21 protein-coding genes and 1 pseudogene are annotated in these 23,001 nt (G+C 71.1%); 9 read left to right on the top strand and 13 right to left on the bottom strand.

The window, feature by feature from the left end; genetic code table 11:
• Both IG64_RS01280 and IG64_RS38135 read right to left on the bottom strand, forming a co-directional pair.
• Positions 1–373 (bottom strand): DEAD/DEAH box helicase (locus IG64_RS01280; protein WP_037850901.1); only part of this gene is annotated, 373 nt, incomplete at its 3' end.
• A 146-nt stretch (positions 374–519) separates the two neighbouring features.
• Positions 520–645: pseudogene (locus tag IG64_RS38135) on the bottom strand (cold-shock protein); the annotation flags it as partial.
• Positions 646–1,002: 357 nt separating this feature from the next.
• Here IG64_RS38135 and sigJ point away from each other — a divergent pair.
• The 3 genes from sigJ (at position 1,003) to IG64_RS01260 (ending at position 5,975) form a co-directional block, all read left to right on the top strand.
• Complete coding sequence (gene sigJ / locus IG64_RS01270; protein ID WP_037850899.1) at positions 1,003–1,947, top strand: RNA polymerase sigma factor SigJ; 945 nt, start codon at positions 1,003–1,005, stop codon at positions 1,945–1,947.
• A gap of 125 nt (positions 1,948–2,072) precedes the next feature.
• Entirely contained in the window at positions 2,073–3,338 is a 1,266-nt protein-coding gene (locus tag IG64_RS01265; protein ID WP_037850897.1) for an NAD(P)/FAD-dependent oxidoreductase, read from the top strand.
• Between the two features lie 327 nt (positions 3,339–3,665).
• Positions 3,666–5,975, top strand: coding sequence for an FG-GAP repeat domain-containing protein (locus IG64_RS01260; RefSeq protein WP_158771438.1), 2,310 nt, complete (start codon positions 3,666–3,668; stop codon positions 5,973–5,975).
• Positions 5,976–6,037: 62 nt separating this feature from the next.
• On the opposite strand, the gene IG64_RS01255 is transcribed toward IG64_RS01260, so the two are convergent.
• From IG64_RS01255 to modA, 3 genes are read right to left on the bottom strand one after another with little or no spacing between them, the layout of a single operon-like run.
• Positions 6,038–7,108 carry an ABC transporter ATP-binding protein gene (locus tag IG64_RS01255; RefSeq protein WP_051812216.1) on the bottom strand — a complete coding sequence of 357 codons (1,071 nt, stop codon included), beginning with the start codon at positions 7,106–7,108 and terminating at the stop codon, positions 6,038–6,040.
• Positions 7,105–7,953 carry a molybdate ABC transporter permease subunit gene (gene modB, locus IG64_RS01250; RefSeq protein WP_037850895.1) on the bottom strand — a complete coding sequence of 283 codons (849 nt, stop codon included), beginning with the start codon at positions 7,951–7,953 and terminating at the stop codon, positions 7,105–7,107. Before modB ends, IG64_RS01255 begins: the two co-directional genes overlap by 4 nt.
• On the bottom strand, positions 7,950–8,774 hold the full coding sequence (gene modA / locus IG64_RS01245) for a molybdate ABC transporter substrate-binding protein (RefSeq protein WP_037850892.1): 825 nt from the start codon (positions 8,772–8,774) through the stop codon (positions 7,950–7,952). Before modA ends, modB begins: the two co-directional genes overlap by 4 nt.
• 302 nt (positions 8,775–9,076) lie before the next feature.
• Here modA and IG64_RS01240 point away from each other — a divergent pair, with 302 nt between their 5' ends.
• Positions 9,077–9,556, top strand: coding sequence for a molybdopterin-dependent oxidoreductase (locus IG64_RS01240; protein ID WP_037850885.1), 480 nt, complete (start codon positions 9,077–9,079; stop codon positions 9,554–9,556).
• Here the strand turns inward: IG64_RS01240 and IG64_RS41850 are convergent.
• Positions 9,541–9,933 carry a hypothetical protein gene (locus IG64_RS41850; protein WP_037850883.1) on the bottom strand — a complete coding sequence of 131 codons (393 nt, stop codon included), beginning with the start codon at positions 9,931–9,933 and terminating at the stop codon, positions 9,541–9,543. The genes IG64_RS01240 and IG64_RS41850 overlap by 16 nt on opposite strands.
• A gap of 105 nt (positions 9,934–10,038) precedes the next feature.
• On the bottom strand, positions 10,039–10,821 hold the full coding sequence (gene map / locus IG64_RS01230) for a type I methionyl aminopeptidase (protein WP_037850872.1): 783 nt from the start codon (positions 10,819–10,821) through the stop codon (positions 10,039–10,041).
• A 66-nt stretch (positions 10,822–10,887) separates the two neighbouring features.
• Between map and IG64_RS01225 the strand changes: the two genes are divergently transcribed.
• The gene (locus IG64_RS01225) at positions 10,888–11,190 is read left to right on the top strand and encodes a helix-turn-helix domain-containing protein (protein WP_037850869.1); all 303 of its coding nucleotides are present in this window, start codon (positions 10,888–10,890) and stop codon (positions 11,188–11,190) included.
• Positions 11,191–11,749: 559 nt separating this feature from the next.
• Here IG64_RS01225 and IG64_RS01220 read toward each other — a convergent pair.
• The 5 genes from IG64_RS01220 to IG64_RS01205 all read right to left on the bottom strand — a co-directional run bounded on the left by IG64_RS01220 (position 11,750) and on the right by IG64_RS01205 (position 14,779).
• Complete coding sequence (locus IG64_RS01220; RefSeq protein ID WP_037850865.1) at positions 11,750–11,971, bottom strand: hypothetical protein; 222 nt, start codon at positions 11,969–11,971, stop codon at positions 11,750–11,752.
• 259 nt (positions 11,972–12,230) lie between these two features.
• Entirely contained in the window at positions 12,231–12,470 is a 240-nt protein-coding gene (locus IG64_RS01215) for a hypothetical protein (protein ID WP_037850863.1), read from the bottom strand.
• Between the two features lie 172 nt (positions 12,471–12,642).
• Positions 12,643–13,191 carry a DUF4232 domain-containing protein gene (locus IG64_RS01210; RefSeq protein WP_037850861.1) on the bottom strand — a complete coding sequence of 183 codons (549 nt, stop codon included), beginning with the start codon at positions 13,189–13,191 and terminating at the stop codon, positions 12,643–12,645.
• Positions 13,192–13,595: 404 nt separating this feature from the next.
• The gene (locus IG64_RS41845) at positions 13,596–14,084 is read right to left on the bottom strand and encodes a tautomerase family protein (RefSeq protein WP_234438340.1); all 489 of its coding nucleotides are present in this window, start codon (positions 14,082–14,084) and stop codon (positions 13,596–13,598) included.
• Positions 13,970–14,779 (bottom strand): MBL fold metallo-hydrolase, encoded by an 810-nt coding sequence (locus IG64_RS01205; protein WP_037850858.1) that lies wholly within the window; start codon positions 14,777–14,779, stop codon positions 13,970–13,972. Before IG64_RS01205 ends, IG64_RS41845 begins: the two co-directional genes overlap by 115 nt.
• Before the next feature lie 263 nt (positions 14,780–15,042).
• Here IG64_RS01205 and IG64_RS01200 point away from each other — a divergent pair, with 263 nt between their 5' ends.
• From IG64_RS01200 to IG64_RS01180, 4 genes are all read left to right on the top strand, one after another.
• On the top strand, positions 15,043–15,309 hold the full coding sequence (locus IG64_RS01200) for a CopG family transcriptional regulator (protein ID WP_037850854.1): 267 nt from the start codon (positions 15,043–15,045) through the stop codon (positions 15,307–15,309).
• On the top strand, positions 15,306–15,749 hold the full coding sequence (locus tag IG64_RS01195; RefSeq protein WP_037850852.1) for a PIN domain-containing protein: 444 nt from the start codon (positions 15,306–15,308) through the stop codon (positions 15,747–15,749). Before IG64_RS01200 ends, IG64_RS01195 begins: the two co-directional genes overlap by 4 nt.
• A 1,742-nt stretch (positions 15,750–17,491) precedes the next feature.
• Entirely contained in the window at positions 17,492–20,560 is a 3,069-nt protein-coding gene (locus IG64_RS39975) for a tetratricopeptide repeat protein (protein ID WP_158771436.1), read from the top strand.
• A 361-nt stretch (positions 20,561–20,921) separates the two neighbouring features.
• Positions 20,922–21,965 carry a phosphotransferase gene (locus IG64_RS01180; protein ID WP_199811477.1) on the top strand — a complete coding sequence of 348 codons (1,044 nt, stop codon included), beginning with the start codon at positions 20,922–20,924 and terminating at the stop codon, positions 21,963–21,965.
• Here the strand turns inward: IG64_RS01180 and IG64_RS01175 are convergent.
• Complete coding sequence (locus IG64_RS01175; RefSeq protein WP_037850842.1) at positions 21,962–22,996, bottom strand: glycosyltransferase; 1,035 nt, start codon at positions 22,994–22,996, stop codon at positions 21,962–21,964. The two genes, IG64_RS01180 and IG64_RS01175, sit on opposite strands and share 4 nt — an antisense overlap.
• Positions 22,997–23,001: the final 5 nt, after the last annotated feature.

Genomic DNA, 23,001 nt, shown 5'->3' with positions numbered 1-23,001 from the left:
CGGTGGTGCGGGCCAGGACGGCCAGGCCGAAGGCGAGGGTTTTGCCGGAGCCGGTGCGGCCGCGGCCCAGGACGTCGCGTCCGGCCAGGGAGTTGGGCAAGGTCGCCGCCTGGATCGGGAAGGGGGTGCGGACGCCTTCCCGATCCAGGGTGGCCAGCAACGGCGCGGGCAGGGCGAGATCGGCGAACGACTCCACCGCCGGCAACGCGGGCGTCACCGTCTTCGGCAACGCGAACTCCCCCTGAGGAGCGGCGGCCTGCTTGCGCTCGCTCGACGGGGAGCGGCGCGGGCCGCGCGGAGCGGTGGAGCGGCCGGCGGCGAAGTCGCCGGAGCGGCCGTGGGCGCGGGGGGTGCGGGCACGGTCACGATTCATGCGGATCCTTCCTTGATGCGACGCGTATCAAGGAATTCCCGCAGTGATCGAACAGCGCAGAGAATCGCGAGAACGAGCCGGAGAGTCCTGTTCGGTCGGCAATTCCGGCCTGGCCGGGGCCCTGAAAAGCGGCGAGCTGGAGCCAGCAGCTCACGGAAGCCCTGGGTGGCGATGTTCGAGTAGTGGGCGAAGACGTCGGGGCCGCCGCCGTCCTGCTCGATGAAGCCGAAGCCCTTTTCCGAGTTGAACCACTTCACGGTGCCGGTAGCCATTTTCTTCTCCTTCGGGACGGTGCACGGAGGCCGCCCTGTGCGGACTCCGGTCGCCGCGATGATCACCCCGACGGAAAAAATCCCAGGCAACCACAACTGCAACTGACGTCGACCCTAGCACGCCGGGATCGGAGCTGCGGGGCGAACAATTTCCGTACCGGCCCAGGTCAGGGAATATTCCCGCGGGGCCGCATGAATTTTCCCCGCTGCATCACAGAAATTCTCCCCCGCGCGCAGGCGCAAGGCGCGCGTGCGGGCAGCCGGACAGGCGTGCGGGGCAGGCGTGCGGGGCAGGCGGGCGGGGACGGGCCCGCCTGCCGGGGTGGAACGGGGGCGGCAGGGCCTAGGATCCGGGCCATGGCCCTGACCATGAAGGACGTGGAACGGTTCGAGGCTTCCAGGCCGCGCCTGGAAGCCATCGCCTACCGCCTCCTCGGCTCCGCGAGCGAGGCCGAGGACGCCGTGCAGGACACGTTCCTGCGCTGGCAGGCGGCCGACGTCACTCAGGTCGAGGTGCCCGAGGCCTGGTTGACGAAGGTCCTCACCAACCTGTGCCTGAACCAGCTCGCCTCGGCCCGCGCCCGGCGGGAGACCTACGTCGGCCAGTGGCTCCCCGAGCCGCTGCTCGCCGGGGACCCGATGCTCGGCCCGGCCGACACCGCCGAACAGCGCGAGTCCGTCTCGTACGCGGTCCTCGCCGTGCTGGAGCGGCTCACCCCGGCCGAGCGGGCGGTGTACGTCCTGCGGGAGGCCTTCGGCTATCCGCACCGGGAGATCGCCCGGATCCTCGGCATCACCGAGGCCGCGGGCCAGCAGCTCCACCACCGCGCCAGGAAACACGTCGCGGACGGCAGGGCCCGTAGGGAGGTCGACGAGGCCGCCGCCCGGCGGGTGGTCGAGGAGTTCCTCGCCGCCGCCACCAGCGGCCGGACCGAGCCGCTGGTGCGGCTGCTCACGCAGGACGCCGTCGCGGTCGGCGACGGCGGCGGGAAGGTCCCCGCCCGCACCAAGGCGTTCGAAGGCGCCCTCGCGGTCGCGACGTTCATGCGCGGGCTGTTCAAGCCCGGCAGGAGCAGGCGCGCCCTGGTCGGCGGCTCGCCCGGGATCTACGCGGCGACCGCCAACGGCGGACCCGCCGTCGTGGCGGTCCTCGACGGCCGCGTCGTCGGCATCCTGTGCCTGGAGGTCACGGACGAGGGCATCGCCGCGTTCCGCGCCCAGGCCAACCCCGACAAGCTCGTCCGCGCGAGCCGGCGGTGGGCGTCCGAGGACCACGGAGAGCCGCTGTTCCACGCCTTCTGAGGCGAGGCGGGCGAGGCGGCGGGGTACGGCAACCCGGGTGTGAGGTGCTTCACACCCGGGTTCTGTCAGGAAACGGCGGGCCGTCCGGTTCAAGGGGCGAACCCGCTCAAGACAGGAGCCAGGAGATGCAGCACCGCATCATCGTCCTCGGAGCCGGATACACCGGAGCCGTCGCCGCCGGACGCCTCGCCAGGCGGCTGCACCGCGAAGACGCCACCATCACCCTCGTCAACGCCGAACCCGACTTCGTCGAGCGCGTCCGCCTGCACCAGCTCGCGGCCGGCGGACACCTCGCGCCCCGCCTCTTCAGCGAGATGTTCGCGGGGACCGGCGTCCTCCTCAAGCACGCCCGGGTCACCGGCGTCGACGCCGACCGCAGGACCGTCACCGTCCGCACCGCCGACGGCACGCGCCGCACGGACCGCACCACCGGCACCGGCGGCACGGACCGCACCGACGGCACGGACCGCTCCGGCGGCACCGAGGAGCTGGAGTACGACACCCTCGTCTACGCCCTCGGCAGCGGCTGGGACACCCAGGGCGTCCCCGGTGCCGCCGAGCACGCCCACGAGATCGCGAGCCGTTCCGGGGCGCTCCGGCTGCGCGAGCGCCTGGCCCGCCTGGACGCCGGAGCGCACGTGCTCGTGGTGGGTGGCGGCCTCACCGGCCTCGAGGCCTCCACCGAGATCGCCGAGTCCCGCCCGGACCTCGATGTCGCCCTCGCCGTCCGCGGTGACCTCGGCGAACGGCTCTCGCCCAAGGGCCGCGCGCACCTGCGGAAGGTCCTCGGGCGGCTCGGCGTGACCGTGCACGAGCACACCGCCGTCACCGGTGTCGGGGCCGACCGCGTCACCACCGCCGACGGCACGCACATCGCGGCGGACGTCACCGTGTGGACCACCGGTTTCGCGGTGCACCCGATCGCGCGGGCCACCACGCTGGAGGTCACCGGCACGGGCCGGATCGTGGTCGACCGCACCATGCGCTCGCTCTCGCACCCCGACGTGTACGCCATCGGCGACGCGGCCATGGCGGCGGGCCCCGGCGGCAAGCCGCTGCGCATGTCGTGCGCCTCGGGCATCCCGACCGCCTGGCAGGCCGCCGACGCCCTCGCGGCCCGTCTGACCGGCGCGAAGATCCCGACCGTCCCGCTGCGCTACTTCAACCAGTGCGTCTCGCTGGGCCGCAGGGACGGCCTGATCCAGTACGTCACCGCCGACGACCGCGCGGTCCGGGCGGCCCTGACGGGCCGGTTCGCCGCGCTCTACAAGGAGGTCGTCTGCAAGGGCGCGGCCTGGGGCGTCGCGAATCCGACGTTCAAGATCCCGTCCCGGCGCCGCCGCATCGTGCGGGAGCAGTCCCGTCCGAGCGAGACGGTCGCGACCGCCTGACCGCACGGTGGCCGCGCCCCGGGCGGGACCGGTTCCCCGGCCGTCCGCCGGCCCGGCCGGTCCCGGGGGCGGTCCACCGTGAGCGCGTCCCGGGCTCCGGCCCGGCCGGCCCCGGGCGGTGGCCGCCGGCCCGGCCCGGGATGTGCCCGGCAGCGGTCCAACGCGCCCCGGCGGACCGGCACATGACGTGGCCGCGGGCCGCTGGTACGCTCCGTCGATCACGCGCGAGGCGCGGCTCCGGTTGGGGGGTTCCATCCGGCCGCCTGGGCGCGGCCGACCGCGCGTGCCTCTCGCCGCAGCGGTCCTCTTCAGGGGAGGGACCCGACTTTGCAGCGTTCTCGTACCCGCCGGCTGTGGCTCACCGCGGCGACCGGCTCGGTCCTTGCGACAGGACTGGCCGGCGCCCAGGCCATGGCGGTGCCCGCGACCGCACCCGCGACGCACGTGTCCGCGCCACGGACGGCGGTGCCCCCGACCGTGCCCCTTGCCGTGTCCGCGCCCGGGGCGGCGGGGGCACCGGCCCTTCGGGCGGCGGTGCCGTACCCGGCGGGCCGGACCCGGCTGGTGAGCGTCGGCAGCACCGGCTTCCTGACGTGGAACGAGAACCTGGTCCGCACCTGGACGTCCTTCGCCGACGGTGCGACCACCGACCTGACCGACAGCCAGTCGGTGCCCATCGGCTCCCAGGCGTCCGACATCGTCCTGGTCAACAGGGTCGACGGCTTCGTCGAGGTCCGCGACATGGCGGCGAAGAGCACCGTCATGTCCCTCGGTCCCAGTGAGCTGGGCCCGCAGAGCGTGTGCGTCGGCGGTGTCGGCACCACGGTCTTCGTCAGGACCCCCAACTCCGCCGGTGGCCAGGACGTCCACCTGGTCGCCATGAAGGATCACGAGGTGACCAGGCGGGCGGTGACCGGTCTGCCGCAGGACGCGAAGGGGCCGTACGTCGCGGCGGCCACCCGCGACCACGCCGTCCTCGTCTACGAGACGTCGCACACCTGGCAGTGGGCCGTGGTCGACGTGGCCGCCGGCGCCGTCGTCCAGCGTCATGACATGGCGTCCTCCCCGGCGTCCGTAGCCGTCTCTCCCACCCACGTCGCCTGGTCGGAGACCGACAGCGGCGGAAAGAGCCAGGTGGTCACCGCCCCCCGCGGCACCGGCAAGGACATGCGCCTCGCGCTGGGCCGGACCGGCGGAAAGGTCGTGGTCGGGCTGGTGGGCGGCTGGGTGACGTACGGGATGGGCGGCGCCATGGAGGCGTCCGAGCCGAACGCCCTGTACGCCCTGACCGCGCGCAGCCTCACCACCAACGCCTCCCGCCGCCTGCTCGACCACGTGGAGCAGACGGCGGCGGGTCCCGACGGCACGCTGTACGCGAGCGGCGGCACCGTGGCCTCGGGCGAGGGCCTGTACCGGATCGTGCCCGGCGCGGACAAGGCGCCGGTCGTCACCAGGGCGGCAGGCAGCGGGGAGCCGACGAAGGTGACGCTGCTCGGCCACTCCGTCCCCGCGGTGGTCGATCTCGACAGGTCCGCCGGCCGGGCCAGGCTGCAGTGGCGGCTGTCCCGCAACGACGTGGCGGTGACCGTCACCCTGCGCAACACACGCACCGGCGAGACGAAGCGGGACACCGTCTACCCGCGCGCGACGGGTTCCACGGACCCGCACCGCGTCACCTTCGACTGGGACGGCGACGTGCAGTGGCACGGCGCGCCCGACGCGTTCACGGGAGCCGGGGCCGGCCCGTACACCTGGCGGATCGACGCCGAGCCCCTCAACGGCATCGGCCCGCACCTGGTGGCCTCGGGCCCGTTCACGGTCGCCCGCAAGCCCGGTCTGCACGACTACGACGCCGACGGGTCCCCGGACGTCCTCGCCCGGGACACCTCCGGCCGACTGTGGATCATGGACACCTACGACGTGCGGGAGTACGGCGACTACCAGCAGAACTCCGAGACGCTCGTCGGCCGCGGCTGGAACGTCTACGACCGGATCGAGGCGGCCGGCGACCTCGGCGGCGCACGGGTCAGCGACCTGGTGGCCCGTGACCGTTCGGGCGTGCTCTGGCTCTACCCGGGCACGGGCGACGCCAAGGCCCCCTTCGCCCGGCGCGTCGAGGTCGGCGGCGGCTGGAACGCCTACACACGGCTCACCGGCGGCAGCGACCTGAACGGTGACGGCCGGTCCGACCTCGTCGCCGTGGACGCCTCGGGCGCCCTGTGGCTCTACAAGGGCACCGGGAAGTCCGCGGCCCCGTTCGCGCGGCGGGTGCGCGTCGGCACCGGCGGCTGGGGGGCGTACACACAGGTCACGGCCGTGGGCGACATCGCCGGCGGATCCGCCGGAGACCTCGTCGCCCGCGACCGTGCCGGTGTGCTCTGGCTCTACCTCGGCCGGGGCGACGGCACGCTGGCACCGCGCACCCGGATCGGCGGCGGCTGGAACACGTACGCCCGGCTCCTCGGCATCGGCGACGCCGACTTCGACGGCCGCCCCGACCTGTACGCGACCAGGGCCGGCAACGGCCAGGACGCCTACGTGTACCGGTCGTCGGGCAGGGCGGGCAGCCCCTTCGCCGCTCGTGCCCGGGTCGTCGTGTTCTTCATGCAGCCCCGCACCTACGACCTCTTCTCCTGAGCCGGCTCCCCTCCTTGCGGTCCACGGCCGGAAGGAGGGGAGCCACCGTCCCGTCCGCGTTCTCAGGCCAGGTACGCGTGCGTCTGGGCGGCCTTGACCGTCGCCCATGCCGTGGCCCCGGGGTGGAGTCCGAGTTCGGCGGCGGCGATCGTGGTCAGGTCGGCGGTCAGGGGGAGTTCGCCGGTGAGGTCGGCGCGGACCAGGTCGCCGTGGGTCTCCAGGCCGGCCACCTCGCAGCGCCAGAGGTTGCGGGCGCTGGAGCCGGTGGGGCGGTCCCGGTGCAGGGTGACCGCGCTGGGCGGGAAGGCCACGAAGGCCGGGCCGGTGAGGTCCTCGGCGGTCGTGATGCCGACGCCGCCCCGGACGTGCACCGTGTGGCCCTCGGCCCGCCCCTGGTAGAGGTTGAGACCGACCAGCCGGGCGATGTAGTCGGTCCGCGGATGGCGGGCGATGTCGGCGGGCGTGCCCTCCTGCACGATGCGGCCCTCCTCGACGACGACGAGCCGGTCGGCCAGGACCATCGCGTCCAGCGGGTCGTGCGTGACGAGTACGGCGACCGCCTCGAAGCCGGCCAGGTGGTGGCGGAGCTGGGCGCGGACGTCGAGGCGGGTGCGCGCGTCCAGGGCGGCGAGCGGCTCGTCCAGGAGCAGCAGCCGCGGCCGGGTGGCCAGGGCGCGGGCGAGGGCGACGCGCTGTGCCTGCCCGCCGGACAGCCGGCGGGGCTTGGCGGACGCGTGCGCGGCCAGGCCCATGCGCTCCAGCAGGGCACCGGCCTGGGCGCGGGCCTCCGCCTTGCCGGCGCCGTGGCAGCGCGGCCCGAACGCGACGTTGTCCAGGGCGGACAGGTGCGGGAAGAGCAGGTAGTCCTGGAAGACGACTCCGATCGGGCGGGACTCGGGCGGCGTACGGTCCAACTCGGCCCCGTCCAGCCGCAGATGGCCCTCGGAGAGGGGGACGAGTCCGGCGAGTGCGCGCAGGGCGGTGGTCTTGCCGGCGCCGTTGGGGCCGAGGAGCGCGACCACCTCGCCGGGTTCGGCGGTCAGCGCCACGTCCAGGCGGAAGGCGCCGCGGTCGACCACCAGGCGGGCGTCGAGGCCTTCCCCGGTGGCGGCGGGGCGCGCGGTGCCGGTCATGAGGCGGTCATCCAGCGGTCCCGCAGCCCCGCCAGTACGGCGACCGACACGGCCAGCAGGACCAGGCTGAGGGCGATGGCCGACTCCGGGTCGTTCTGGAGGGCGAGGTAGACGGCCAGCGGCATGGTCTGGGTGCGGCCGGGGAAGTTCCCGGCGAAGGTGATCGTCGCGCCGAACTCGCCGAGCGCACGGGCCCAGGCCAGTACGGCACCGGCGGCGATGCCCGGGGCGATCAGCGGCAGGGTGACCCGGCGGAACGCGGTGAAGCGGGAGGCGCCCAGGGTCTGGGCGGCCTCCTCGTAGCGCGGGTCGGCGGCCCGCAGCGTGCCCTCGACGCTGATGACGAGGAACGGCGTCGCCACGAACGCCTCGGCCAGGATCACGCCCGGGGTGGTGAACGGCAGCGTGATCCCGAACCAGGAGTCCAGCCACTGCCCGACGACGCCGTTGCGCCCCAGTGCCATGAGCAGGGCCACGCCGCCCACCACCGGCGGCAGGACCAGCGGCAGCGTCACCAGGGCGCGCACGAGAGCGCGCCCCGGGAACTCGACCCGGGCCAGCAGCCAGGCCAGCGGCACCCCGACCACCAGGCTGACCGCGGTCGCCGCGGTGGCGCACACCAGGGACAGCTGGAGCGCCTGCCATACCTCGGTGCTGGTGAGCAGGCCGGGCATGCCCCGCCAGGGAGCCCGGAGCAGCAGGGCGAGCAGCGGAAGGACCAGGAAGGCCAGGCCGGCCACGGCGGGCAGCAGGAGCGGCAGGGGCGCGCCGCCGCGGACACGGCGGCGCCGCGGCCCACCCGTGCGGGGGCGGGCCGCGGCGCCGGGCTCGTCGTGCGCGGTCACGGTTCGAGGAACCCGGCCCGGGTGAGGACCTGCCGCCCTTCGGCGGACCGCACCAGTTCGATGAACGCCTGGGCGGCGCCGGTGTTCTTCGAGCCCTTGAGCAGGGTGATCGGGTAGTCGTTGACGGCCTTGGCCGATTCGGGGAACTCCACGCCGTCCACCTTGCCACCGGCGGCCTTCACATCGGTCTCGTAGACGACCGCGGCGTCGGCCTCCTTCAGGACCACCTTGTTCAGGGCGGACTTGACGTCCTGTTCGTAGGAGACGGGAGTGAGGCTGAGACCGCTGGCGTCCAGCGCCTTCTGCGCGGCGGCGCCGCACGGCACCGTCTTCGCGCACAGGACGACCTTCAGGCCGGACTTGGTGAGGTCCTTCAGGGAGGCGACCTTGTCCGGGTTGCCCGGCAGGGTGGCGATCTCCAGCTGGTTGCGCACGAAGGTGACGGGCGTGCCGGCCGCGTCGCCGTGGTCCGTGACGACCTTCATCGTCCTGGGGCTGGCGGAGGCGAACACGTCGGCCGGGGCGCCGCTGGTGATGCCGGCCGCGAGGGAGTCGCTGCCGCCGAAGCTGAAGGTCACCTTCGTGCCGGGGTGCTCCTTCTCGAACTGCCTGCCCAGCGTCGTGAACGACTCCTTCAGCGAGGCCGCGGCGAAGACGGTCACGTCACCGGACACCTTGCCCGGGGCGTCCGGCTTCCCCGAGGAGCCGGAGCCGGAGGAGTCCGAGCCGGAGGACGAACAGGCGCTCAGGGCCAGCAGCGCGGCGGCGCCCGCACCGGTCACCTGAAGCGTCCGGCGGGTCCGGCGCGCGGAACGGGTCATCACGGGGCTACTCCCTCAAGGTCCTGAACGGACGCGTCCACGGCCTCGCGGCCACCGGCCGCTCGACCGGCGGTCTCCCGGCCACCGGTCTGCCGACGGCCACGCCGTTCGATGTACCCGGGGAAGCTGGGATGCTCCGGCGGCCCGTCCCCGGTGGGTGCGCAACGCCGATGATACTTCCGCAGATGCAAGCCATACGTCACTAGTCACATCGCATCAGCCGGATCACGGATCCGTAAGGCTGGTATGTGCGTTTGTACGGAGGTGCTGTGCGGGTACGGTCCCGGTGGAGGTGGTGGACCGTGAGCCAGGCCCTCGCAGCCACCGGCCCGGCCGCGGGCCCGCAGGCGGAACTCGTCCTCGACGGCGACCTGGAGCGCCCGGCCCGGCTGACCGTGTCCGACCTTCTCGCCTGGCCGCAGCACGCGGCACAGGTCACCTTCGAATGCGCCACCAGCGGCGTCCGGCACCACCGCTTCACCGGACCGCTGCTGCACGACGTCCTCACGGACGCGGGTCCCGCCTTCGACCCGGCCCGCCGCAAGGACCGGCTGCGCTTCCTGATCGCCGTGCGCGGCACCGACGGACACCACACGCTGCTGTCCTGGGCGGAGATCGACCCCGACTTCGGCCGCGCCCCCGTCCTGCTCGCGGTCGCCCTCGACGGCACCCCGCTCGGCAGCACCGGAACCCAGCTGGTCCTTCCGCAGGACCGCTGCGGGGGCCGCTACGTCAGCGGCGTCGAGGCGATCCGGGTGCACGGCGGCTACAGGGCGTGGTGAGACGGGCCGGTCGCCGTGTACGGCGAGGAGGCGCTGACGGTCTTCCCGCACCCCGCCGGTGCGCCCGCCGCTGGTCGCCCCCCCCGTACGGGCACATCGGCGCACCGGTCCCCGTCCACGTCCGTCCACGTCCCCGAAGGGCACGAGCACGGAGCCGGAGCGGACTCGTCACCGGACCCGGGGATCCGAGTGGTCCGGACCCGGGGATCCGAGCGGTTGAGGATGCCGTGGCCCAGCGAGATGCCGGCCGGCTCGGCCTCCCGGTCCTCGATGTCCGCGAGGCGCGCGCGGGTGACGGTCCGGTCCGCGGCGGGGGTGAAGAGGCAGTACCCCCAGTCGAGTGCGCCGTAGTCGGTGGACTTCTCCGCGCCGGCCACCAGGAGCGAACCCTCGGGCGGGCGCTGACGGACGGGGAGGCGCCGGCCGGCAGGGACTTCCGCTTCACCCTCCGCCCGCCGCGAAGGTTCGGCGGGATTGCGCCCTTACGGCCGCGGCTGGTTCGGCAGGGTGAGGATCTCAGCGCCGTCGTCGGTGATGGCGATGGTGTGCTCGGTGTGGGCCGTCCGGCAGCCCGTCGCACTGCGCAGCGTCCACCCGTCGGCGTCCGTGACGAGGCGGGCGGTGTCCGCCATGACCCACGGCTCCAGCGCCAGCAGCAGCCCGGGGCGCAGCTTGTAGCCACGGCCGGGGCGGCCGGTGTTCGGGACGTGCGGGTCCTGGTGCATCGTCGAACCGATGCCATGGCCCCCGAACTCGGTGTTGACCGCGTACCCCGCTTCACCGAGGACCGTGCCGATGGCGTGGGCGATGTCGCCGATGCGCGCACCGGGCCGGGCGGCGGCGATCCCCGCGGCCAGCGCGCGTTCGGTCGCACCGATCAGCGCGACGCTCTCCGGGGGCCGCGACTCGCCCACGATGAAGCTGATGGCGGCGTCCGCGGCGACCCCGCCCAGCAGGACGGCGAGGTCGAGCGTCAGCAGATCGCCGTCGGCGAGCGTGTAGTCGTGCGGCCGTCCGTGGAGCACGGCGTCGTTGACGGCCGTGCAGATGTAGTGGCCGAACGGGCCGCGTCCGAAGGACGGCGCGTAGTCGACGTAGCAGGACGTGGCCCCCGCCTCGACGATCAGGTCCTTGGCCCAGCGGTCGATGTCCAGAAGGTTCGTGCCGACCGTACTGCGGTTCCTCAGCTCCTGGAGGATGCCGCCGACCAGGGCGCCCGTGTCCCTTGCCCGGGCCAGCAGCGTGGGGTTCAGGATCTCGATCATGCGACGCCCTTCTCATGCGACCAATAACTATACCGTCAATACTGTACCGGTACTAGAATCGGAGCCATGGTCAGGTTGCCGCTCACTCCCGAAGAGGTCGAACGCGGACAGCGCCTCGGTGCCCTCCTGCGCCGGGCCAGAGGGGAGCGCTCGATGCTCGACGTCGCGCTCGCCGCGTGCGTCTCACCGGAGACCCTCCGGAAGATCGAGACGGGCCGCGTGGCCACCCCCGCCTTCCCCACCATCGCGGCGATCGCCGACGTCCTGGGGCTCTCCCTCGACGCGGTCTGGGCGGAGATCAGCCGCCCGGAACCGGCCACCGCCCCGGCACGCCCCGGCGCTCTCGCACCGGAGCGGCTGGCGTCGTAGGCCCCGGGCGGGGCGGAGGCGGGTGCGGGAGGCACGGGCGGGCACACCGGAGGAGACGAGACGGGAGCCCGCGGCGGCGGCCCGGCGCACGGGCCGAGGCCTCAGTCCGCGGCGACCCGGGCCGACGGGCCGCCTCACCGCACTCCCGGAGACGGCAGGCGGCCGGAGGAAGGCGGCAGGCGGCGGCGCAGGGCGGGCCGCCGGCCTCACCGTCGTCAGCAGCGGAACGGGGCAGCCTCATGATCGGCGGAGCAGGGCGGCCTCATCCGCGGAACGGTCCTATCCGCGGGACCGGGCACCCTTGCGCCGCGCCGTACGTACGTCCGTGACGGGCTCCTGCACGTCTTCGAGCAGCGCGGTCTCGTCCTCCCCGAAGTCAGGTGCCTGGAAGGGTTGCGTGGCCGGAGGCGGCGATGCCGCCGCGGAACGGCGGGGTTGCCCTTCCGGCGCGGAGAACAGCGACGTCAGATCGATGAGAGAACTCTTTTCCGTGACAGGCCCCTGAACGGGGCCTGGGGTGCCATCACCGGGCACAGCGGTCCTGTCGGCCCTGGTGGCCCTACAGCTTGGTCATCTTGGCGTACGGGCTGAGGACCCGCACTTGCTCCGAGCCGAAATCCACGAGCGCCGCGATCCCGTCCTCGACACCGACGACGCGACCGAGGCCGTACATGTCGTGCGTGACCTGGTCGCCCACGGCGAAGTGCTTGGGGACCGGTGTGACCGGGGCCTTGAAGGGGCTGGTGGGCAGATGACGCTTCGGCGCAGCAGGCTTTGTCATGACTCAGTATGCGCCTTCGCAGGCCCGCCCCGCTGTGGCCATCGGCACAGATCCGGCCCGCCCGGCACACGCGCTGGCACATCCGGCGAGCCCGTCTTCCAGGTCTCACCAGGTGAGAGCCCCTGTGAGGCGCCCTCCGCCGCCCGGCCGAACTCTCGCCGGGCCCCGGAGGGATCAGCAAAAAGTGCTCCGGTCCCGATGCGCGGCCAAGGCCGTCCCCGGACCGTTTCGCGTACGCGCGGCCTTCGCCGGCAGGCGGTCACTCCGGGGCCGGCAGGTCCGTGAGCGCGAGTTCCGCCGGCTGGGCCACAGCGGTGATCTCGGTGAGGCGGCCCGCGGCCCCGTCGGGGACGGTGAGGACGAGGAGGGCGAGCAGGGCGCCGTCCTCGTTCCAGGAGACGACGCCGGGGCGGCCAACGGCGATCGCCGCGTGTCCGCGTGCGGATCCGGTCTGGTGGCGGATCTGTCCAGGCTCGCGGGTCATGTCGCCGGTCAGCACGGACCCGGCCTGGCCGTCTACGCGGCATCGGCCTTTCGGTACGGAGGTGAGCCTCCACGTCATCCGTATGGGACGGGCCGGTGCGGGACGACGCCGCCGGCCGCACTGTGCCCCGGTGAAGGCAGGTCCGGTGCGGCCGGACGGCGGGTGTGGCGTGGGGCGCCGGCGCGGGTCACCAGTAGAGGGCGTCCGCCGCGTTGTCCTGCCAGTACGTGACGGCGGCGGCGCTGTTGAAGAAGACGCCGCCGTGAGGCAGCGTCAGGGTCTTCTCCTTGCCGGTGGCGCCGCCCTTCCTGTCGGTGAAGTACACGCCCAGAGTCTTCTCCTTGCCACCGCCCTCGCCGTCGGGGGAGGACGTCAGGATCCCCGCGTAGGCGGACTGACCGGGCTTGAGCGTCACCACGGCCTGCGGCGTGGTCTCCCGAGCCCACGGCAGCGGGGCCTGGGCGTCGGCGCCGGCCCGCAGGAAGGGGGCGCTGTACGCGTAGCAGGGCTTGGTCCCGGTGTTGGTGGCCTTGAGCAGCAGGTGGTTGATCGGACGCGACACCTCGGTGACGGTCAGCTTCGTGTTCGCCGCGGTGCAGGTGACGGCCGAGGGCGCCTGCCTCGGCGCGGCGGAGGCGGCCTGCCCGGCGGCCTGGACGCCGACGAGCGCGAGGGCGGCGGCGACGACCGCGGAGGAGGCGGCCGGACGGGAGAGGAGACGAGTGGCGATACGCATGACGGGCTGCTTTCTCTGAGTACCAGGAAGACGACTTCTCACTGGTGAACCGTGTCGGTCCGTGCGGTCCCGACCGTGCTGTCCGGGGCGCGGGCGGGCGCACCGAAGCACGGTCATGAGAGGGGGGCCGAGCGGGGCGGGGCACCGTGTCCGGCGAGCCGCCGTGCTGCGACGACCCAAGCCTGTGCCGGCCGGCGTCCCATCCGCCACTCCTTCGGAAAGCGCGGGACGCTGGGATGCGGGAACGGCCTGTCACCTGCGAGGACGTGCCCTTCCTGGGACGCCGGATGGAATGGCGGGCGGAGGGCGGGGCCGGGGGAGAGCGCTGGTGCGGCAGGGGTGCAGCGCCCGGGGGCGGGAAGGTCGCCGCCCGCGACGTGCTGCGCGCGGCCGTCGGCGAGGGATCAGTCCTCGGAGCCGTTCCCGAAGCAGCTGACGGACAGGTCCTTGCCGTCGGCGCCGGCTGCGGCGAGTTGTCCGGCGAGCGGGCGGCGCACGCCCTGCTCGTCCTCGGTGCTGCGGCCCAGCTGGGTGAAGATGTGGACGACGACCGCACCGGGGGAGCACTGGAAGCCCAGACCGGCGTCCAGGGCGATGATCTCGGCGGGGTCGTGCTGGGTGACGATCTGGAACCGGTCCCGCTCGGGAATCTTCAGACATCGATGAGCTACTGCCGGACGGCGTCGGCCGCAGCCCGGATGTTCTCCGGGCTGCGGCCGCGGATCATGCCGATGCGCCCGAAGGGCATGGTGGACCTTCGGGTGAGTGTGACGGCCGGTCAGGGCTTCAGGGGGAGCCAGGTGCCGTGTTCGGCGATGCGCAGGACGCCGGTCAGGCCCGCGTCGTCGAAGGCGCGCTCGATGTCCGCGCGGCCTTCGGTGAAGTGGGTCCAACCGCTGTAGTGGGCGGGGATGTTGACGGGGGCGCCGAGGATCGCGGCGGCCGCGGCGGCACGGACGCTGTCGAGGCTGACCGGGCGTTCGCGGAACTTGCCCGGAACGCGGGCGGCGCCGGCGTGGAGAACGGCCGCGTCGATCCGCGGGACGCGGCGGCCGATCTCGGTGACGGTGCGAAGGGAGGCGTTGTCGCCGCTGACGTACACGGTGGGCAGCCCGTCTCCGGTGAGGACGAAGCCGACGACCTGGCAGTTGACCTCGCCGTCCGGGCCGCGCTCGCCGTCCTCGGGGCCGTGGACGGCGGGCACGGCGGTGACAGTCAGCTCGCCGCCGTCCGGGCGGGTGAGCGTGTGGGTGTCCCAGGCGGCCAGGCCCTGCGCGGGAGCGCCGAGCCGGCCGGCGCCGCTGGTGGTGGTGAGCAGCAGCGGGGCGGCCAGCGCGAAGGCGCGGCCCCGGTCGTCGAGGTTGTCGGCGTGGTTGTCGTGACTGACCAGGACCAGGTCGACGTCGGCGAGCCGGTCCTCGGTGAGAGCCGGCCCCTCGGTCTTGGTCAGGTAGCCGTACGGACCCGGGTCGTCGAACGTCGGGTCGGAGACGATGCGCAACCCTCCGAGGTCGAGGACGGTCGTGGGCCCGCCGACCACCAGGGCCGAGCCGTCGTGGCGGGGAAGAAGAGGGGAGGGCGACGCCATGCTGCTTCAGCTCCTTGGTCGGGGCAGGAAAGGGAGGGCGCTGGGGTGCCGGGTGACCCCGGGCCGCCCCGTCCCCCGCGATCAACGTTAGGGAGCCGGCCGGGCGCGGCAACCCCCCGGGGCCCCCCCGGCGGGGAGGGGGGGGGGGGGGGGGGGGGGGCTGAACGGCTCATGTGCTCGGCCTAAGAGGTGCGCTCGGCCGACCCTCGGCAACGGGAAAATGGGCGCATACATCGGTCTGGTACATGGACTACCCTTAGTACATGTCCATGAAGCGCACGAACGTCTACGCGGACCCCGAGGACCTGGCGATCATCAAGGAGGCCGCCAAGCGCCGAGGTATAAGCGAGGCCGAGATCATCCGCCAGGGCATCCACCTCGCGGCCATGGCGAACCGGGTCTGGGACGAGCCGCTGTTCTCCCGCACGTTCGAGGGGCCGGGGCGCACGCTGTCCAAGGCGGAGGTCCGCGACACGGTCGCCGAGGCCGCCCGGCGTGAGACCGGCTCGGACTCCGGATCCGCCGCGTGATCATCGTCATCGCCGATACGTCCGGCCTTCTGGCGGCCCTGGACTCGGCTCATCCGGAACACCAGGCGGCGAACGAGGCCATCATGGCGGCCGGCCTGCTGGTCATGTCCCCGCTCCTGCTGGCCGAACTGGATCACGTGGCGACGCGTGAGCTGGGCGGGGAGGCTGCCGTCAGCGCGGTCGACGACCTGCGGCGCTGGATGAGCCGGGGCCGTGTCGTCCTGCCGGAGATCACGGAGCAACACCTGGGCGCGGCCCAGTCCGTGCGCGTCCGCTACCGCGCGCTGGACCTCGACCTCGCCGACGCGGTGAACGTGGCGCTCGCCGCCGACTACGACACGGACGCGATCCTCACCCTCGACCGGCGAGACTTCCGGGCCGTACGCCCATTGGGCCGCTACAAGGCGTTTCGGGTACTCCCCGACGACCTCCCGCTCTGACGCGGGGACTCTGGCGGTCAAGTGCCCGCCACCACAAGGGCATTGTGCACTGCCCACGGCGAAGGCGTGCGGGCCGGTGTTCGCCATCACCCAGGACGCGAGGCTGCGAGCTCGCTTCCGGCTCAACTATGCGAAAACGCAGGTCAGCGCCACGCTGCGACGTGACAAGCGCGCCCCGTCAAGACGCGCGTGCCCTCTGCGTCCCCGATCTCGGGTCACCGAAGTACTCGCAAACGCAGCAACAGCGCTCCCATAAAACAAGCCCCAGGCCGCTGACCTGGGGCTTCAAGAAGAGCGGGTGACGAGAATCGAACTCGCGCTCTCAGCTTGGGAAGCGACGGCGCCTGTGCACCCCTATGGCTGCTGACCTGCGCTTTCATGCTTCTGCCCGCGTCTCGGAGGGGCGGCATCGCACCCCTGCTGACCGTGGTTGTCCGCTCTGAAGGGCACGCTTTGGGCACGGCGTCGCGAGAGGACGGAGTGTCGTGTCTACGGTGCCTTCTCTTCGTCCGGGAGCCGTCGACACGTAGTCCGACTGCGGCAACTCATTACGACTGCGCACGGATGCTGATCCGCTGCGCCTGGTTTGGTAGATCACAAAAAGCCTCTTTTGGGATGCAGCCTTCGATCTCCATGACGGGCAGCCTGGTAATCGGACTGGTGAACGCGGCACAGAGCCGTGACGAGGGATCTAGAGATTTACCCGCCCCTGGTAAAGACCTGATCCCTGATGGCAGGGAGCCTGGTGCCTAAAGGCGAGGAGGCAACCCGATGGGGTGGAGCGTCATGGGGTGGGGCACGGTCGTAGGGCTGTTCGTGATACGCCTGCTGCTGCGCCAGGTGCGAGGGCTCTTGGTGGACGTGGGCACTGTTATTCGTGCGTGGCGTGAGCTTCTCCATGTGGTGAGGGGCACAGGTCCTCCCACTGGTGGTGGTGTCAGATGCGGGACGCGGCGATCAGGCTGCGGACCGGCCCCCAAGGCCGAGCACCAGCGCAGGCTGGCCCAGTACATCGATGCCGAGGGGCGGCGGCAGATGAGCGCGTCGGGCGAGCGGAGGGTGCGCGAGGCGTGAACCGCCGCGCCATCGGAAGTGACGGGGCTGCGGCAAGGCGCGAGGCCCGGAAGCTCCGCACCCTGCTTGCCCGGGAAGGCGGGCATCACGTTCACCGCAATGCCAGACTCGCCGTGCTGGCGCCGGTGACGAGGCTTGCTCACCTTGCTGCTGCCGGGCGTTGCCCGTCCCTTTGAGGACGTCGTGGGCCCGGCTTCGGCACACTGCACGTGGCGCTGGCGCCCGCTTCCGCCGGTAAACAGTCCCGCTTCACCGCATGCTGGTAACTGAGGCCAGCCACGTCAGGATCGCTGCTTCGTCCGTCGCATCTGCGGACGGCCGTTGCCTTCTCGTCTCAACTCGTCCACAGCGCGTTCAGGTGGGAGAGAGTGGGGTTCTGGTCGGGCACCCTCGGCCGACCGTACCGAGACGGGAGACCTGTCATGCCTCGACGCCCCCTGAGTCGTCGTGAGTGGCTGACCCTGGTGGGGATCATCCTGGGTAGCCTCGTTTCAGCCATTGTCGGAGCGGCAGCCGATGAGAGCTTCAAAGCGTTGCTGTCCTGAAAAGACTGAATCGGATGCCCCTCCTACGCGGACATGCCTCCGGCTGTTCGGCGCAATGCCGCACACCGTTGCGAGTCTGCGAAGTTTTGGACAGCACGCGATCCCATAAGCAAGGATGCTTCGATGACCAGTCACAAGAGTGATTCGCGGCAAGGGAGCCAGCGACGAATTTCGCAACCCCTGGGCGTTACCCCAGCCCCGCTGCGGGACTTGAAGGGCTATGTCTACCAGTTGTACGTCGAGGCCGGGGCGCCGCAGACACACCGAATGGCGGCTGAAATCGGGATCGACGATAGTCTTCCCGGTAGTCCTTCGAGGACCATTGTCCATCGGATCATCGCCTCCAAGGAACTTCCGACAGGACAAGACGACGTCGTCTCAGTCGCCCTGCTGTTGGCCAGAAAAGCGGGTAGGGACCCGGGCGAAGTAGAAACCCGTGTACGGCGAATGTGGGTGGCCGCCCACCTTGCTCAGCCATTGGGCAGCCCTGTCAGGGAACTCGACCCCTTTGCGCTGGAGGTGCATCGCGCGATCAGTGTGTCGGGCGAGGAGCTCTCCATGCTGCCCGCCTATGTCTTGAGGGATCACGACATGACGCTAGGTACGCTTGTAGATCGGGCGGTTGGAGGCGAGAGCCTCATGGTCACGTTGGTTGGCGAATCCTCGACGGGTAAGACGCGTGCCTGTTGGGAGGCTTTGCGTCGGCTTCCCGGCGAATGGAGGGTTTGGCATCCATTCGATCCGACGCGCCCGGACGCCGCTCTACACCATCTCAGAGACGTTGGACCGCGGACGGTGATCTGGCTGAATGAGGCACAGCACTATCTTCTTGCCCCGGACGCCAGGACCGCTGAGGGCATCACTGCGGCGCTGCGCTCTGTGCTCACCGATCGGCACCGCAAACCGGTGTTGATCCTCGCCACCATCTGGCCGCGTTTTTGGGACCCCTTGACTACTCCCTCGGCCACAGGAGCCGAAGATCGCTTCGACCAACAGCGCAAGCTCCTCACCGAACTCGGCCAGTGCATCGTAGTACCCAAGGCGTTCACTGACAGTGACTTGCGCGAGGCACGCCGAAAGGCCCACGGTGATCCGCGGCTCGCTAGTGCCCTGGAAGGAGCGATCGACGGGGAGGTCACACAGTTCCTTGCCGGTGTTCCGGAACTCATGAGGCGCTATCAATGCGCGTCTCCTCCTGAGAAGGCGCTGATCCACGCTGCCATGGACTCTCGTCGGCTTGGGCATGGCCCCCTGCTCCCTCATTCGCTTCTGGTTGTAGCCGCCAAGGGCTATCTCCAGGACCAAGAGCTCGGCCTGCGAGGAGACAACTGGCTGGAGGAAGCCCTGGCGTACTGTGCCGCGCCGTGCCACGGAGTGCCTGGCCCGCTGACGCCGGTCCCTTTTGGTAGCGACGCACGGTTCGGAGGGACGTACCGACTTGCGGATTACCTGGAGCAACATGGTCGTATGGAGCGACGACTTATGTGTCCGCCAGCCTCCTTCTGGGAGGCGGCAATCCACCACTGCCTCGGCGCTGATGACAGCGTCGCGTTGGCGCGTGCGGCGCAGCGAAGGGGGCGACTTCGAGTCGCCGCGTCCTTGTACGGAAAGGCGTTGGCGGCCGGAAATACGGGAATTCGGAGAGAATTGGGTTGTCTCGCCGAAGGTGTTGGTGACGTCGCCAAGGCGAAAGAATTTTACGAGGCTGCATGGAGGGCTGATCAACGGGCGTACTGGGAGCTGGTACGGCTGCGTCAGCTCGCGGGCGAACCAGGCAAAGCCGAGGAGTTGGCCCACGTGGCCGCCAACCAAGGCGACAGTTCCGCACTGACCCGTCTGGCTCGGCTTCGTCAAGAGTTCGGTGACGAAGAGGGGGCACAGCGGCTGACGAGGAACGCCGCTGCGAGAGGAAACATCAGGTCGTATGCGGGTCTGGCCCGGTCCAGGGAAGAGGCGGGAGACAGCGGCGGCGCCGAGTCGCTCGCCTTTCTGGCCCTGGGCAGGACGGGCAGCACCTACGCACTGTCGGATCTGGTGGGGATGCGAGAGCAGGCCGGCGACGGCGAGGCTGCGGAGCGCCTGGTCCTGGCAGCGGCTTGTCGCGGCAAATTGCGTCCCGCTATCAGACTGGCCAATATGCGACGGCAATCCGGGGACAGAAAGGGCGCGGTACGTGTCTTCAGCCTGGCTGCCGATATGGGCAGCATTTTTGCCCGCACCGAGGTTGCTCGTCTGAAACGGAGATGGGGGGACAACGAAGGGGCGGAAGATGCTCTGCTTTCCGCTGTGCGACAGGGCAGTACGTTTGCCCTGACCGAGTTAGCCCGGCTGCGAGCGAAGGCCGGGGACAAGCAGGCCGCGCTTCGGCTGTATCGTACCGCGGCTGAGCAGGGTAGTACCGCTGCGCTGGCCCACCTCGCCCTGCTGAAGGAACAGGAGGGAGCCGGCGAGGAAGCCGAACGCATGGCATGCAGAGCTGCGGACGGGGGCAGCACCTTCGCGCTGCTGGAGTTGGCGTACAGGCGAGAGCAGACCAGTGACCGCCAAGGCGCTGAACGACTCGCACAGACCGCATATCATGCGGGAAATTCGGGTGCACTGGTCCTGTTGGCCCGCATACGTGAGAAGAGAGGCGATATGTCCGGGGCCGAAGTGCTGGTCCTCCAAGCGGCCGCCGCAGGTGACAGGCAGGTCCTCAATGAATTCGTGCTGCGTAGAGAAAGGAGCGGTGACAGTGAAGGAGCCGAACGTCTAGCGTGTACCGGAGATGGCCAGGTGTTGCTGCTGTTGGCTCGTTTGTGGGAGTCGGACGGTAGGAAGCCGGAGGCGGAGCGGCTCTATCGGCGCGCGGCCAATCTGGGGCGGACGGAGGCGCTGGGGGAGTTGGCTCGCCTGAAGCAGCAGGCCGGTGACCACGCGGCGGCGGAAGACCACGCCCGTGCTGCGGCTAGCGCAGGGCACGTGGAGGTGCTTGCGGACCTTGCGCGTATGTGTGCCGAGGAGGGACTTTCGGGCGACGCCGAGCGCTTGCTCAAAGTCGCAGTCGACTCGGGTTATGGCGGCGCCCTGGCTCACTGGGCAGAGCTGCGCAGTCAAGCGGATGCACAGTGGACGCGCCTTACGCGCTACGGTCTCACCGCGGGCGGAGATCTTTCGGAGCCCTGGAGCTTCGGGTCCTTGGGGGAAGCCTGACCCTGCCGTACGGACAAGACCTGAGCCGTGGCGTCTGCGGAACACCTGGCGCGAGTCGGAGCACATGGCCACGGCGATCGTCGCGGCCATGGCAGCTGCAGCGGGTGCCGTGCACGTACTGCCGTCGATCGGGGTGCCCGATGCTTCCGTCAGTGGTCGCTGGCGGCAGCGGTTCTCGCCGCGACGCTAGTGGCCGGCCGCGGGCGAGTCACACGGGTCATCGGACTGCCCCCTGCCTGGCGCAGTTCTCGCCCGATGTGGTCCACGTGGCTCTGGCGAATATCCACGGTGGTGGGCGCCAGGGCGAGTGGTAGGACCGGTGATCGTTGTGCTCGGGGGGGGCTCGCGTATCGTCCGTGGGGTGATTGATGCCACCGTGGCGGACCGGGGCGATATCGCCGAGAGCGTGCTCGGCGAATTGATCGATGTCTTCGGTCTCGGAGAGGTGCGGGAGCGCCGCTATCTCGCTGACGGGCTGATGAACGCGAACTGGAGGCTGGACACCCCAGCCGGGCAGTTCGCCTTGAAGCGGGTCACGGATGTCTCGCTGGAGCGGTTGCAGCGCAATCTGGGCGTGCTGGCCGCCCTCGGCGCCGACGGCGTCCCGGTGAGTGCTCCCGTTCCCACGGTCTCGGGGTCGCTGGTGGCGCAGGCCGGCGGTGGCGCCTGGTGCCTGTTTCCGTGGGTGGTCGGGGCCCATGTCCGGGGTGTTGATCTCGCCCTGCCCCAGGTGGGCGCACTGGGCGCGGAGCTGGGGCGTCTGCACCTGAGTCTGGGCAGGGCTTGCGGTCGAGGGCTGCTGCCCGGGGTTCCGGACACGATCACCGCGGACGTCACGTCGCCGGAGCGGGCGGTACGGAAGGCCGAGCGGCTTTCCGCAGCCGTACGCGACAAGGGCACGGACAGCGACTTCGACAAGGAAGTCACTGTCGCCTTGGAGCGCCGGCGGGCCCTCGTCTTCAAGCACGCCGATCAACGTCCGCGATCCGTGACGCCTGAGGGTGGTCACGAGTGGACGCACGGTGACGTGCAGTACCGCAATCTGCTCTGGGAAGGCGGGGAACTTGCCGCCGTCCTGGACTGGGACCGGGTCGCGGTGCGTCCGTACGCGGAAGAGGTTGCCCGGACGGCGCAGGTGCAGTTCGGGGTGGGCGGGGTGTTCGACCTCGCGCGGGTCTCGGCGTTCGTTGAGGGTTATCGGTCGGTGGTGCCGCTGGAGCCGTCTGCGCTGGTGGATGGTGTTCGTCGGCTGTGGTGGAAGCGGATGACGGACTTCTGGCAGCTGGAGTTCCACTACGACTGCGGTGACCTCTCCTTCGATGAGCTGTTCACCGCTGACGAGGCGCTTCTGCACTGGTGGACGGACCGGCTGGATCAGGTCGAGGACGCCTTCGCCGCGGGCTAGATGCCGAGGCGTTCGAGGTCCGGCAGGCGGGGGCGGGTGAAGGCGGTCGCACGTTGCCGGGCCTGTTCGCCCAGGGTGTGGTGGTCGGCGGTGCGGATGGCCTCCGCCCACCCTTCCGCGCCGGCCTCGGCGGGAAGCACGATGCCCGCGTTGCCTATGGCTTCGGGGATGCCGCCCCGGTCGGTGCCGATGCTCGGGGTCCCGTGCAGTGCGGCTTCGATGATCACGCGGGGGAAGGCGTCCTCCACCGTGGACGGCACGAGCAGGAGGCGGTGGCTGCGGTAGAGGGGGCTCATGTCGTAGACCCGCGGCACCCAGGTGACGTTGGGGTAGCCGGCGAACTCCTCCGCGGTGTTCCACCAGCCTTCCACCAGGGTGAAGCGCTGTTCGGGCATGCGGCGGATGAGCTGGTGCAGCAGCTCGGAGCCTTTCGCCGGGATGGGGTTGACCATGAGCACGGCCCTGGTCCGCTCGCTGCGGTGTTGCTCCGGCTTCGGTGGGGTGAAGGACGGATACAGGACGGACAGCCGGGTGCCATCGGTCCGGGGCGCCCGTCGGATGACGAACTCGGACACGGCCAGTCCATGGTGCGGACGACCGTCGAGGACGCCCAGTCCCGTCCTGGACACCGAGTGCAGAATGCCTGCGACGAGAGAGGTGGGCCGGGCTCGGGCGGCAATGTCGGCCGCACCTTCCTGGGAAGTGAACACCACGTCCGGCCGCACGTGGGACAGCATGCTCCGCAGGGCTGAGGTGATCCGCTGCTGCGGTACGGCTATGCAGTCCACTCCGTTCCACCTGTAGCGCAGACCCTCCTCGGTCTCCTCGTACTCGGTGTCGTTTGCGCCGAGGTAGGTCCGCATCTGGGTGACCTGTGGGGACTGGTCCCAGGGTGCTTGGTGGGAGCCGAGGTAGACGGTGTGCCATCCGATTGCCGAGAGTTCTTCGGCGAGGAGTTGCTGGGTGACCTCCGCTCCGCCGATGAGGAACGGAGGCGGGGTACGCCGCCAGACGAAGAGGGCTGTGGGCATCGGCC

The sequence above is a fragment of the Streptomyces sp. NRRL S-340 genome (assembly GCF_000720185.1).
Lineage (GTDB): Bacteria > Actinomycetota > Actinomycetes > Streptomycetales > Streptomycetaceae > Streptomyces.
The sequence above is the reverse complement of the archived record's forward strand: the minus strand, read 5'-3'. Positions and strand labels throughout refer to the sequence as shown.

Bases quoted from the DNA above. Each gene is read 5' to 3' on its own strand.
- map (WP_037850872.1), bottom strand. From the start codon at position 10,821: ATGATCGAGATCCTGAACCCCACGCTGCTGGCCCGGGCAAGGGACACG.
- IG64_RS01175 (WP_037850842.1), bottom strand. From the start codon at position 22,996: ATGCCCACAGCCCTCTTCGTCTGGCGGCGTACCCCGCCTCCGTTCCTC.
- modA (WP_037850892.1), bottom strand. From the start codon at position 8,774: ATGACCCGTTCCGCGCGCCGGACCCGCCGGACGCTTCAGGTGACCGGT.
- IG64_RS01225 (WP_037850869.1), top strand. From the start codon at position 10,888: ATGGTCAGGTTGCCGCTCACTCCCGAAGAGGTCGAACGCGGACAGCGC.
- IG64_RS01265 (WP_037850897.1), top strand. From the start codon at position 2,073: ATGCAGCACCGCATCATCGTCCTCGGAGCCGGATACACCGGAGCCGTC.
- sigJ (WP_037850899.1), top strand. From the start codon at position 1,003: ATGGCCCTGACCATGAAGGACGTGGAACGGTTCGAGGCTTCCAGGCCG.
- IG64_RS01205 (WP_037850858.1), bottom strand. From the start codon at position 14,779: ATGGCGTCGCCCTCCCCTCTTCTTCCCCGCCACGACGGCTCGGCCCTG.
- IG64_RS01210 (WP_037850861.1), bottom strand. From the start codon at position 13,191: ATGCGTATCGCCACTCGTCTCCTCTCCCGTCCGGCCGCCTCCTCCGCG.
- IG64_RS39975 (WP_158771436.1), top strand. From the start codon at position 17,492: ATGACCAGTCACAAGAGTGATTCGCGGCAAGGGAGCCAGCGACGAATT.
- IG64_RS01220 (WP_037850865.1), bottom strand. From the start codon at position 11,971: ATGACAAAGCCTGCTGCGCCGAAGCGTCATCTGCCCACCAGCCCCTTC.
- IG64_RS01200 (WP_037850854.1), top strand. From the start codon at position 15,043: ATGTCCATGAAGCGCACGAACGTCTACGCGGACCCCGAGGACCTGGCG.
- IG64_RS01255 (WP_051812216.1), bottom strand. From the start codon at position 7,108: ATGACCGGCACCGCGCGCCCCGCCGCCACCGGGGAAGGCCTCGACGCC.